9 protein-coding genes are annotated in these 12,001 nt (G+C 36.9%); 3 read left to right on the top strand and 6 right to left on the bottom strand.

The window, feature by feature from the left end:
- Positions 1–135 precede the first annotated feature (135 nt).
- Both EG849_RS12395 and EG849_RS12390 read right to left on the bottom strand, forming a co-directional pair.
- Positions 136–1,545, bottom strand: coding sequence for a DUF5689 domain-containing protein (locus tag EG849_RS12395; RefSeq protein ID WP_125013401.1), 1,410 nt, complete (start codon positions 1,543–1,545; stop codon positions 136–138).
- A gap of 18 nt (positions 1,546–1,563) precedes the next feature.
- Entirely contained in the window at positions 1,564–4,356 is a 2,793-nt protein-coding gene (locus tag EG849_RS12390) for a carboxypeptidase-like regulatory domain-containing protein (RefSeq protein WP_125013400.1), read from the bottom strand.
- A 139-nt stretch (positions 4,357–4,495) separates the two neighbouring features.
- Between EG849_RS12390 and EG849_RS12385 the strand changes: the two genes are divergently transcribed.
- The 3 genes from EG849_RS12385 to amaB all read left to right on the top strand — a co-directional run bounded on the left by EG849_RS12385 (position 4,496) and on the right by amaB (position 8,180).
- Positions 4,496–5,542 (top strand): endonuclease/exonuclease/phosphatase family protein, encoded by a 1,047-nt coding sequence (locus EG849_RS12385; protein ID WP_125013399.1) that lies wholly within the window; start codon positions 4,496–4,498, stop codon positions 5,540–5,542.
- Between the two features lie 64 nt (positions 5,543–5,606).
- Positions 5,607–6,146 carry a 3-hydroxyanthranilate 3,4-dioxygenase gene (locus tag EG849_RS12380; RefSeq protein ID WP_125013398.1) on the top strand — a complete coding sequence of 180 codons (540 nt, stop codon included), beginning with the start codon at positions 5,607–5,609 and terminating at the stop codon, positions 6,144–6,146.
- A 480-nt stretch (positions 6,147–6,626) separates the two neighbouring features.
- Positions 6,627–8,180: an L-piperidine-6-carboxylate dehydrogenase gene (gene amaB / locus EG849_RS12375; protein WP_125013397.1), complete on the top strand. Its 1,554-nt coding sequence runs from the start codon at positions 6,627–6,629 to the stop codon at positions 8,178–8,180.
- 53 nt (positions 8,181–8,233) lie between these two features.
- On the opposite strand, the gene EG849_RS12370 is transcribed toward amaB, so the two are convergent.
- The 4 genes from EG849_RS12370 to EG849_RS12355 all read right to left on the bottom strand — a co-directional run bounded on the left by EG849_RS12370 (position 8,234) and on the right by EG849_RS12355 (position 11,996).
- Entirely contained in the window at positions 8,234–9,193 is a 960-nt protein-coding gene (locus EG849_RS12370; protein WP_125013396.1) for an L-histidine N(alpha)-methyltransferase, read from the bottom strand.
- 6 nt (positions 9,194–9,199) lie between these two features.
- Positions 9,200–10,345, bottom strand: a complete 1,146-nt coding sequence (egtB, locus tag EG849_RS12365; protein ID WP_125013395.1) for an ergothioneine biosynthesis protein EgtB — start codon at positions 10,343–10,345, stop codon at positions 9,200–9,202.
- A gap of 371 nt (positions 10,346–10,716) precedes the next feature.
- On the bottom strand, positions 10,717–11,217 hold the full coding sequence (locus EG849_RS12360) for a DUF6646 family protein (protein ID WP_125013394.1): 501 nt from the start codon (positions 11,215–11,217) through the stop codon (positions 10,717–10,719).
- 50 nt (positions 11,218–11,267) lie between these two features.
- Positions 11,268–11,996, bottom strand: a complete 729-nt coding sequence (locus EG849_RS12355) for a metallophosphoesterase family protein (RefSeq protein ID WP_125013393.1) — start codon at positions 11,994–11,996, stop codon at positions 11,268–11,270.
- Positions 11,997–12,001 lie beyond the last annotated feature (5 nt).

Below are 12,001 nucleotides of genomic sequence, written 5' to 3'. Positions count from 1 at the left end.
AACTGGAATTAGGTGCTCACTTTAAACTGGAATCGGGTGGTCAATATCACTGGAATTTGCAATTAGATAGATAATTGGCAAAAAAAAGCCGCTTGGTTGTTCCAAGCGGCTTTTTAAATAAGCTATTAAAGATAATTATTCAATAATAAAGTTGTCAAAGTATAAGTCATAAACTCCACCATTTCCAGTTTTTAATGAGAAGATGTCATTTCCTGCAGTGGTAGTGTATGGAACACCCGTAATATCTAAAGTTACTTTAACCCAAGTATTATTTGTGTTGATTGATCCTGTATATTGATTTGTTCCGTTACCAGAAGGATTGATTTCTGTGCTTTTTTGTAATGTTACTGCACTTGATCCTAAACTAGAAAGGTTGTACACATCATATCCTGATGTTGAACGATTCACATTAAATGATAATGCTTTTCCTGTTGAAGTACCTTTAATCCAGAACGTAATTTTTGTTGCGTTTGTTGGAAGACCTGCTGGCGCTTTTACGGTAAATACATAATCATTAGCAGTTGGCGTACCATTAATACGTAAAGCTGTTGTTCCACCAAGACCGTTACCTGCACTTTCAGTTGCGTAAGGTTTGATCCCGAAAGCTGCATTTACTGAGGTAAGAAAATCAGCATAATTATTAAAGTTACCACCTGTGAACAATAAAGTTCCTGGCAATTCAGGAGGAGTTGTTCCAGGAGTTCCTGGCTCTTCTGGTTGCTCTGGCTCACCACCAATTCTGTCTTCAGTTAATCTAATGTCAGTTGTATATCTTGCGATGAATTGGTAATCTGAACCGAATTTTGTCAAGATACCTCTGATTTTTCCGCTTTTGCTTGAAACCGGAATACCTGCATATTCTGCAAACGAACCTGTTCTAAAGATTAAAGTTGCACCAGTTGCGTCAGTGATTAAGTGGTTTGTTTCAGAACCAAGAACATTAGCAGCATTGTAATAAGTTTGACCTAAAGCAGCATCACTAAATTGAACGTTTTGTAATTCAATCAATTTTCCAATGTTTGCGTCAGAAATTTGAGAAAGAGTAAGTGGATTAACCAAAGTTTCTTCGTCAACAGTATTACAAGAATTAAGCAAGCTTAATTTGTAAGCATTCTCAGCAATTTGACCCACGTTATTATTGTACAATGCACCAATTTGAAGGGTGTTGTTTCTGATTTGAGTATAAAGACCTTTCAATTTGATGTATACTTTTCTACCAACGTTGTATTCGTTGTAAAGGTCTTGTCTGTTTATTGCTAAACTGAAGCCTCTTGTTCCATCAAGAGAATTAAGGTACATAACTTTAAAGAAAGTTCCTCCTTTATCACTTGATACCACTCTTGCTTCAATGATGTCGTCTGCAGTATAAAGTACTGGAGATGTTGTTGCTTGGTTGTAAATGTCTTGAACTTGTTTTGTTACCACAAGGTTTGGATCATTACACTCTAAGTTTGGGATAGCGTAATCGTCATCGTTAACGCACCCAGTAAAAAGTACCGCTCCAAGAGCCATACCTAAAATAGATTTTAAAAAATTAGTTTTCATATTTTGCTTTTTTTTTATTTAGAAATTTAGGTAAAGATTAATAAAATAAGTTCTTCCGTATCCATAAAAATATTTAGGACCAAATGAACGTGTTCCTCCAACATAGTCTTCTTGCAATTCTCTGTAATTTGCATTACGAGCTTGTTCAAATCCACCTGTTTTATAAGTGACATCAAAAACATTATTTACACTTGCAAAGAAACCAACTGTTTTGCCATCGATTCTCCATGATTTTCCACCTACTAAGTTAACCAAAGTTGTTGGATCAAATTTTTCTTGTTTTAATAAGGCTCTTGCACCTTCTTCTGTAGCTTCAACGAATGGCGCATTGGTGTCTGGGTTTATGAAGAAATTATTTGTTCTCAATAACGGAGAAATGTCTGAATAATTGTCTGCTAAGTAGTTAGCATTTGCTCCAATCCACCAGAATTTAGGATCTCTGTATTCAATACCTAAACCATAAGCCTGTTGTGGCATTCCTGGTTGTTTGTAATCTTTCATTGTAGAACCACCAAAATTAATAATTTGTCTGATGTTGTCTACGCTTAATTTTACATTTGGATTGTTGTCAAATGTATATTGACCATAAGCTGCTGTTCCAGTAAGTTTAATAGTTTGTGTCAATTGGTATTCAAGACCAAGTTCTCCACCCATATTTTTTCTGTTCATTCCAGTAACAATTTCAGCAACGAATGCATTTCCATTAGATGAAATAGCTGTTCCTTCAGGTGTAATTACACCTAGACCTTCTGCAAAATAAAATCCGATATCTGTTGCATCTTTAACAGTAGAATAGTATCCAGTGATTCTTGCTTTCAATTTTGGAGCTCTGATGATATAACTCGCATCCACACTCATGATTTTTTCACTTTGCAAATCAGTAACAATATTATTGTTCATTCTTGCATTAGGGAAAGTATTTCTCATTGTTGGTGCTTTTGTCATGTAAGCAGCATTCACATCAAATAAGTGACGCCCCGTCAATTTGTAAGTCAAACCACCTTTGAAACCAAAGTTTTCGAAGCTAACTTTTTCACTTTTACCTTTAGAATTATTTTCATAATTACCATTTCTGTAAAGTCCTTCTCTTTGGTATTGCGTGCGAGTATAGTTTTGAGCCATGTAAAAGTCAAACTTAGTATAGCTAAATTTGAACTGTGTAAAGGCATCAACAATGTCAGCATTAAGAATATAATTATATCCAAATTTATCACCAACACCCACTTTTCTATTTGGATTGTCTAAATCTGATTGTTGTCTTTCTCCCACTAAGAAAGGGTCAAGGTCAGAATAAAATGAACCGCCTAAAAGGTCTAATACATTTTGAAAGTTTTGCGATCTTAATTTTCTGTAAGTTCCACCAGCGTTAAGGATGATGTTGTCAGATAGTTGAGAGTTTAAGATTGAGCTAACAGTCCATTGTTTGTCATCTGTTCTGTCTTCATACAATATCGTACCACTTTCTTTTGATCTTCTTCCAATTTCAATATTATCTGAATTTGTTACCGCTTCCGTATTTCCATAATAGATTGCATCCCAATTGATTTGTCTATTTGATAAAAAGAAATTTCTTTGACCGTCAATCACTTCAGCAGTTGCTCCATTTGTAGAAAAATAACTTGGTAAGTTTCTATAATAAGTAGGATCTGGATTTGCAGCACCATTAAAATCTAAACGGCTGTTCCCAATGCTACCAAATTGGTAAGCAACGTTAGTGTTTAAACTGTTTTTATCGTTTATTTTCCAATAGTGGCTTAACATTAAAATTGGCTCTTCAACATCTTTATCTCTAGAGTTTCTTTTCTTTCCGTTTTGCCATCCCCAGTAAGAGTTGTATTCTTCACCCACTAAGTCAGTAACTTCTTGTGTATTTGGCGAGTTTTTTCCTCTGCTGTTTTGTGCAAAAATCGATGTAAAGTTCAAACTGTGATTGTCGTTGAATTTTTTCTCAACACTAGCAAAGAAAGAGTTTGCGCTGTAATCAGTTCCTTCAAAGTAACCTTCATCGGCCCATCTTCTTCCTGCAGAAATAACATAAGCCCAACCGTCTTCGTTCATTCCAGAAGCATGAGTTGCCATCATTCTCCAGCTATAGTTTGTATTAGTTCCAGAAAAAGATACTCTTGATCCTGGTCTGTAAAATGAAGCTCTTGTATTAATTTCTTGAGTTCCTAAGATACTTCCAAAAGTATAATCAGAGGGACCTGAGCCCATTGTAAACTCTTGATTTCTTGTAGCATCGTTTAATCCACCCCAGTTGCTCCATTGTGGTCTTCCATCATAAATTTTGTTCATGGTAACTCCATTTATCATAGTAGCTCCATACTCATTGTCCAAACCTCTAATTCTAAAACGAGATTGACCCCAGTTAAAAGCAGCTGCTTGTTGAAAAGCATCTCTTGAAGCTTGTAAAAGTCCAGCAGTACTTTCAGAACCACTGTTGTCGTCACCAAGATCATTTTCGGTAATGGTAATCAAACTTAATTGTTGTTCCGCTTTAATATCTTCTTCTAAAACAACAATACCAATGTCTAAAGGCTGATCTTCAACATCAATAGATAAGATTTGGCGTGTAAAGCCAGTGCTAGAAATTTCCAATAAATGAGTTCCTGTTGGAACGCTCGGAAAAACAAAAATTCCATCTGAATTTGTTAAAATCGTCAGGGTTGTGTTCTGTAGTGTTGCGACAACATTCTGCAATGGTTTTTGTGTCTTTGCATCAACAACTTTCCCTTTAACCAAAGGGTTTTGCTGAGCAAAAGCAAAAACGACTTGCATAACAAATAGCATACTAATTACAAGTTTTTTCATAAATAAAATTAAAAATTAAGTCACTGTAGTTAAGTTAATTATTTCTTAACAGGGTGCAAATGTATAAATTTTAATAATATTAATTACTTTTGCCGTCAAGTTTGTTAGAAAACTTCATATTAAATTAATATAGCGATTTATGAGAATTAGAAATTTAATCGGCCTTTTCATTGTTTTATTATCAATAAGCAGTGCATTTGCGCAAGAAAAGAAATTTAAAGTGCAGACAGTTGCATTTTATAATGTTGAAAATTTGTTCGACACCATTAACAACGTTGATGTGAATGATGAAGAATATACTCCCACAGGAACCCAGCGCTGGACAATCGAAAAATACAAGAAAAAGTTAAGCAACCTGAGCAGAACAATTGCCGAAATTGGAACAAGCGACCAACAAAAAGAATCTCCTGTTATTGTGGGAGTTGCCGAAGTTGAAAATCGTGGTGTTTTAGAAGATTTAATAAAACAACCACTTTTGGCCGGCAAAGAATATGGAATCGTTCATTTTGATTCTCCTGACAGAAGAGGAATTGACGTTGGACTTTTATACCAAAAGAAACATTTCAAGCCGACAAGCTATATCAATGTGCCGTTAATCATTTATGACCAATCTGATAAAACAAAAAGAATTTACACGCGTGACCAACTTGTGGTAACAGGTTTGCTTGACGGCGAAGAAATTAATTTTATCGTAAATCACTGGCCGTCACGTTCAGGAGGTGAAAAGAAATCAAGCCCAAACCGTGAAGCTGCCGGAAGATTAAACAGAAAAATCATCGATTCGCTGTACACCATCAACCCAAATGCGAAAGTAATCACAATGGGAGATTTAAATGACGGACCTTATAATAAGAGCATCAAGGTAGAACTGGAAGCTAAAGCCAAGAAAGAAGAAGTTAAGGAAAGAGGCATGTACAACCCAATGGAAGAGATGGCAAACAAAGGCATCGGAACCCTTGCTTACCGTGACGCTTGGGATTTATTTGACCAAATGATTCTTTCTGAACCATTAATCAGAAAAGATTATTCTTCTTACCGTTTTTGGAAAGCAGGCGTTTACAACAAGCCTTTCTTAACACAAACTGTGGGGCGATATAAAGGATATCCGCTCAGAAATGCCGACGGAATGGTTGGTTTCAGTGATCACTTTCCGGTGTATGTGTATCTGATTAAAGAAGTAAAATAAATTTTAAAGGCTAGTTTTCGCTAGCCTTTTTATTTTTCAGTAAATTTATATCAAAATTAAAATTATGGCTATTTCAAAACCCTTCAATCTAAACAAGTGGATTGATGAAAACCGACACCTTTTAAAACCACCAGTCGGCAACAAAAATATATATGTAGATTCTGAAGATTATATCGTGATGGTCGTTGCCGGTCCAAACGCCCGTAAAGATTACCATTATAACGAAACCGAAGAACTTTTTTACCAGCTCGAAGGTTCCATAAAAGTCATCGTCCAAGAAGATGGCGAGCGCAAAGAAATGGAACTTCATGCCGGCGACATGTACCTTCATCCCGCAAAAACGCCACATTCACCAGTTCGTTCTGCAGGTTCCATCGGATTGGTAATCGAAAGAAAGCGCGCTGGAAAAGGCTACACTGACGGTCTTCTGTGGTTTTGCGACAATTGCAACCACAAATTATACGACGTCTATTTTGAATTAAACGACATCGAAAAAGATTTTCTTCCCCATTTTCAGCATTTTTACAACTCAAAAGCCTTGAGACAGTGCAATAAATGCGGAACAATAATGGAAACAGACAAGCGGTATTCATTAAAAAGATAAAGTCATTGAGACGAAGGAAACAGTCACACAAGTATAAGGATTATAAGTAGCTATTTCCCGCTTTTTCCTGCAACTCCTCAATAAAAAAGCCGTGTTTTTAAAGTTTTAAAATGAGCTTCCTCCGGTCGCTTTTTTAAAACAAAAAACAGGGCTTTTTTGTTTCCGGGGTTTCCGGTGCAATCGGGGCTAGTGATGCAGTTTGTCGATACACTTTATTGCGAGGAATCAAACAAGCACATAATTTATCCGAAAAACCCGTTACATTATAAAAGAAGAAGCGGTGTCGTTTGTTTCATGCGACCAAATCCGCGTTCAAAAAATTTCGGTGCATCCACAATCTGTGCAAATTCGTGAAATGGGTGTTTAATCTCTGCAAACCCATTTTCAGTACATTGCTAAAAATTCATTTAAATTGGCAAATCCCACCTATAAATCATAACTTCGCAAAAAATAATACAATTTACAATCAAAAAGTTATAAATGGCAACAACAGCAAATCAATTCGGAATGCAGGAAGCCTTGCAACAATTAGGCATCAAGGAAATTAACGAAGGAACTTCAACCGGAAATTCTTGGTTTTCAAACGGAGAAATCTTGGAAAGCTATTCTCCAGTTGATGGTCAATTAATCGGAAAAGTAAAAACGACAACTAAGGAAGATTACGAAAAAGTGATGCAAAGCGCAACCGAAGCTTTCAAAACTTTCCGCATGATGCCAGCACCGCAACGTGGTGAAATCGTTCGCCAATTCGGACAAAAATTACGCGAGAAAAAAGACGCTCTTGGAAAATTGGTTTCTTATGAAATGGGAAAATCATTGCAAGAAGGTCTTGGTGAAGTGCAAGAAATGATTGACATCTGTGATTTTGCAGTAGGATTGTCACGTCAATTGCACGGTTTCACCATGCACTCTGAGCGTCCTGGACACAGAATGTACGACCAATACCATGCACTTGGAATCGTCGGAATCATTTCTGCGTTTAATTTCCCGGTAGCCGTTTGGTCTTGGAATACGGCTTTGGCTTGGATTGCTGGAGACGTTTGCGTTTGGAAACCATCTGAAAAAACACCTTTGTGCGGTGTGGCTTGTCAAAATATTATTGCCGAAGTATTAAAAGAAAACAATCTTCCTGAAGGAATTTCTTGCCTGATCAACGGAGATTACAAAGTGGGAGAATGGATGACTTCTGACGTTCGCGTGCCGTTGGTTTCTGCAACAGGTTCAACTCGTATGGGGAAAATCGTAGCGCAAACTGTGGCTGGCCGTTTAGGACGTTCGTTATTAGAATTAGGTGGAAACAATGCCATCATCGTGACGCCAGATGCTGACGTGAAAATGACAGTTATCGGTGCTGTTTTTGGTGCTGTGGGAACTGCCGGACAACGTTGTACGTCAACGCGCCGTTTGATTATCCACGAAAGTATTTATGACAAAGTGAGAGACGCAATTGTTTCAGCTTATGCGCAATTGAAAATCGGAAATCCGTTGGATCAAAACAACCACGTTGGACCGCTGATCGATACGCACGCTGTTGAAATGTATAACAAAGCGTTGGCAAAAGTAATTGCTGAAGGCGGAAAAATCATCGTAGAAGGTGGCGTTCTTTCTGGAGAAGGTTATGAAAGTGGCTGTTATGTAAAACCTGCAATCGCAGAGGCAGAAGGTCATTTTGAAATCGTACAGCACGAAACATTTGCTCCGGTTTTATATTTGTTGAAATATGACGGAGATGTTGACAATGCTATCGCAATCCAAAACGGAGTGGCGCAAGGATTGTCTTCTGCCATTATGACCAATAATTTGCGTGAAGCAGAAAGATTCCTTTCTGTTGCTGGTTCTGACTGTGGTATCGCTAACGTAAACATCGGAACTTCTGGTGCTGAAATTGGTGGTGCTTTTGGTGGAGAAAAAGAAACAGGTGGCGGTCGCGAATCTGGTTCTGACGCTTGGAAAGTATACATGAGAAGACAAACTAATACAATCAATTATACCACTAGTTTGCCATTGGCACAAGGAATTAAATTTGATTTGTAAGATTAAATAGCATTTTATGAGAAATCCCGCTGGTGAAAACTGGTGGGATTTTTTTATTTCTCCCACAAACTATCCGCAAAATAGCCTTTTTTATCTAAGAAATTCTCCACGACTTTAAAATCCAAAGTTGAAGCCAATTCTTCAATTTCAGCAAGGCTATATTTCTTGGAAAGTTCAGTCCAAATCATTTCATCTTTTTGAAATGTAAAGGTTGTATCTAAAATTTTACTGTAAAATTTTTGTTTGATTAAACTGAACAAATAACTGTTGACTTTACCGTTTTCAGGATTATAATGGCAATAAAAATCAAATTGGTCCAAGTCAATGTCGGCTTCTAATTCACGATTTATTCTCTGAAGTAAATTCATATTGAACATTTTCGTGATTCCGTGTGGGTCGTCATAGGCTTTTTGAATCGTTCTCGGACTTTTCTGCAAATCAATTCCCATCAGCAATTTGTCGCCTTTTTTCATTCCCGAAGCAAACTTTTGAAGCAAATCAAGCGCGTCATCTTTTTTATAATTTCCAATATTTCCACCTAAAAATAAAAACAGATTCGGCGTTTCTTCTTTCGAAATGTCTTCTAAAATATCAAAGTAATCGCCCACTTTTGAATTCATCTGAATTTCCGGAATTGAGGCTCGAATATTTTCTTCCAAAATCAAAATTGCTTCTTCAGAAATATCAATCGGAACATACGTAAAATCAGCATTTTTATTCAAAAAAGCCTGAAGTAATTGTTTGGTTTTGGTCCCGTCGCCAGAACCAAATTCCACGATATTGAACTTTTCTTTGAAATTTAATTGTTCCAAAATATTTTCTGACTGTTCCGACAAAATCTCAAACTCACAATTTGTCGGATAATATTCAGGCATTTTCATAATCTGCTGAAAAATGTGGCTTCCTTCGTCATCATAAAAATAACGAGAAGAAAGATGCTTCTTTTTATCAGTCAAGCCTTTTAAAACGTCTTCAGCAAATGCCAGATTGTATGTTGGAGTAGTGATTTTCATAGATTTTTATTTGACCAAACGAATACCGTTGTATTGCCAGCGTTCGTCTGCGTGAAAAAAGTTTCGGTAGGTTTTTCGGCTGTGATTGGGCGATGTTGCGCAACTGGAACCACGTAAAACCATTTGGTTAACCATAAATTTTCCGTTGTATTCGCCAATTGCGCCTTCGGGTTTTTTAAAATTTGGATAGGGCAAATACGCCGAGTTCGTCCATTCCCAGCGTTTTCCCCAATTGAATTTATCAGAAGCAATTTCCCATTCAAATTCGGTGGGCAGTCGCATTTTTTTCCACTCGGCAAAAGCCGAAGCTTCGAAGAAACTGACGTGCGTAAGAACGGCTTCAAAATTGATTTCCTGTAAACCATTGTTCGTGTAATAAAACCAGTCTCCTTCAATATTATGCCAATACAATGGCGCTTCAATTTTATTTTGTGTTACCCAAGACCAGCCTTCGTCCAACCAATATTTAAAATTCTGATAACCGCCGGCATTGATAAATTCAAGAAATTCTGCATTGGTAACCAACGCTTTTGAAATCTCAAATTCGTGCAGATAGACTTTGTGTTTTCCGTGTTCGTTGTCAAAAGAAAATGCATCGGCATCGTGACCAATTTCATAAATTCCTTCTTCAATTTTTATAAAACCAGTTTCAGAATTGGTATCATTTTCCCAATCAAAATCTTCGTTGAAAACCGGAAAAATGGGGTTGTTTCCCAAGATATATTTGATGTCGGTCAATAACAATTCTTGGTGTTGCTGTTCGTGATGCAAACCGAGTTCGAGCAGCTCTTTTAATTCTTCTGATTTTAACTGTAGCAAAATCTGCATGTGCATATCGACATAAGCGCGGTATTCAAAAACTTCATCAACGCCGGGACGTGTGATGTTTCCTCGATCGGCACGGAAAACTCTTTCGCCTACCGTGTTGTAATAGCTATTAAAAAGAAAACAGAAATCGTCGTGGAAAACTTTGTAGTCAGGCAAATGTTCTTTCAGGATAAATTGCTCAAAAAACCACGTAGTGTGCGCCAAATGCCATTTCGGCGGACTCACAAAATTCACAGGTTGCGGTACGAAATCTTCTGTTTTTAAGGTTTGGCAGATGGTTTCGGTGTGTTTTCTAACGGAATTGTAGTGATCTGAAAGCGTCATTTTTTTCTTCTGTTGTTTTATAAATTTACGAAGAATTTTTAGGCGCTTTTTTGAAGCTTTGGATTTTTAACCTATTTATAACAGTTGTTGATTTAGCAAAGCAACCTTTTTAATGTTATGCCGTCTATTATAAAAGAAAGAAAATTGCTATGAAAGAAATGATGTTATTTATGTCAATCCTTGCTATTTCATGTAATAGTAGTGACTACAACAATGGTGCAACAAATTGCACTGATATTTTTGTTTATGGTTTAAAGCGAGTGGCACAGCAGGAATTTCATTTATAAAATGCCAGAAGTTTGGCTTCAAAAAAAAAAATCCGATTCAGTGAAATGACGAATCGGATTTTTTTTGTATTTATAAGTGGAACTTTATAAGTTGAATGAAGCTCCCAAACTAACCGTAAACTGGTTGTTTAAATGTTCATAGCCAATAACGTCATTGTCATATTTGGCGATTGGAACGTTTAGTTCTGTAAAAACACCAAATCCATTTGTGAAGAAATAACGTGCTCCAAGGTGACCTCCAAAGTTTCTAAGTCCAAGGTTTAAACCTGGATAAATGTCAACTTGCTCAGGAAGACCCATCACGTTTCCGATGTTAGCACTGAATCTTGCTTTTACATCAAAACGGTCTTCAAATTTAGAATCAAAAGTAGTATTCGAGTAATTTGAAGTATCTAATAAATAAGTGGTGTACAATCCGATAGACATATTTTCGCCGATTCCGTGGTCATAAGTGGCCATAATTCCAGTTGCCCTATCTTGAAAATTGGCTCCAACTTGAAATTTATCATCACCTTTACCGCTAAAAGCTTGTGCGTTTCCAAGGAAAGCCGTTAAAAGCAATCCTAATGTTATAATTTTCTTCATGAGTATTGTTTTGATGCAAATATACAATTTAATACGAATTTACAACATCTTTAATTCCTGCCGTTTTCTTCCGGATAGAGCTCTGGCAACGGATCGCTTTGCCAAAACTTCTTTGTATCAACGCTTAAGATCGTCAAAGGGCCACGAAAGGCGGCGCCTGTGTCCATATTCCAAACATTGGCCCTATTCATCGGTGTTGTTTCTCCAACTCGGGTAACAGGTGTGTGGCCAATGAAGATTTCTTTGTAAAGCGTGAATCTCTTTGGATAAAAAGGACTGTCTTTTTCAATTTTTGGATCTAATGAAAGTGCGTTTTCCCATAGGGTTCGTTCCCAATAAAACATTTTTGGAAAATATTCATATTCTACTCCGTTCAAGTTAGTGAAACCAGCGTGGATGAACAGTCTGTTTTGATCGTCAAGATGGTAATTTTCTAAAAGCTTCAGGAAATCAATATGCGGTTGTTTTTCTTCGTCAGAAAGAAGACTGTATTTTTCCATCGTAATTTTTCCACCATGATTAAACCATTGCGGATTGTCTTTTTTTTCTTCCAGCCAAGAAAGCAATAAGTCATCGTGGTTTCCACGTAAGAAAACACAACGGTGTGTTTCTTTTAACTGGATTAAAAAATCAATGACTTCAGGCGATTCGCTCCATCCGTCAACATAATCTCCAAGAAAAATCAAGGTGTCTTCTGTGGTGACATTTGCTTTTTCAAAAATTTGAAAAATGGCCCGAAGACCGCCGTGGATGTCACCAATTACTAAGGTTCTATTCATTATAA

Source organism: Flavobacterium macacae (genome assembly GCF_003865365.1).
GTDB classification, from domain to species: Bacteria; Bacteroidota; Bacteroidia; order Flavobacteriales; family Flavobacteriaceae; genus Flavobacterium; species Flavobacterium macacae.
This window is presented reverse-complemented; position numbering and strand designations above follow the sequence as displayed.

What these genes read in the sequence shown, in the direction of transcription:
- EG849_RS12380 (WP_125013398.1), top strand. Translation starts at nt 5,607, where the DNA reads ATGGCTATTTCAAAACCCTTCAATCTAAACAAGTGGATTGATGAAAAC.
- EG849_RS12355 (WP_125013393.1), bottom strand. Translation starts at nt 11,996, where the DNA reads ATGAATAGAACCTTAGTAATTGGTGACATCCACGGCGGTCTTCGGGCC.
- EG849_RS12370 (WP_125013396.1), bottom strand. Translation starts at nt 9,193, where the DNA reads ATGAAAATCACTACTCCAACATACAATCTGGCATTTGCTGAAGACGTT.
- EG849_RS12360 (WP_125013394.1), bottom strand. Translation starts at nt 11,217, where the DNA reads ATGAAGAAAATTATAACATTAGGATTGCTTTTAACGGCTTTCCTTGGA.
- EG849_RS12395 (WP_125013401.1), bottom strand. Translation starts at nt 1,545, where the DNA reads ATGAAAACTAATTTTTTAAAATCTATTTTAGGTATGGCTCTTGGAGCG.
- EG849_RS12385 (WP_125013399.1), top strand. Translation starts at nt 4,496, where the DNA reads ATGAGAATTAGAAATTTAATCGGCCTTTTCATTGTTTTATTATCAATA.
- amaB (WP_125013397.1), top strand. Translation starts at nt 6,627, where the DNA reads ATGGCAACAACAGCAAATCAATTCGGAATGCAGGAAGCCTTGCAACAA.
- EG849_RS12390 (WP_125013400.1), bottom strand. Translation starts at nt 4,356, where the DNA reads ATGAAAAAACTTGTAATTAGTATGCTATTTGTTATGCAAGTCGTTTTT.
- egtB (WP_125013395.1), bottom strand. Translation starts at nt 10,345, where the DNA reads ATGACGCTTTCAGATCACTACAATTCCGTTAGAAAACACACCGAAACC.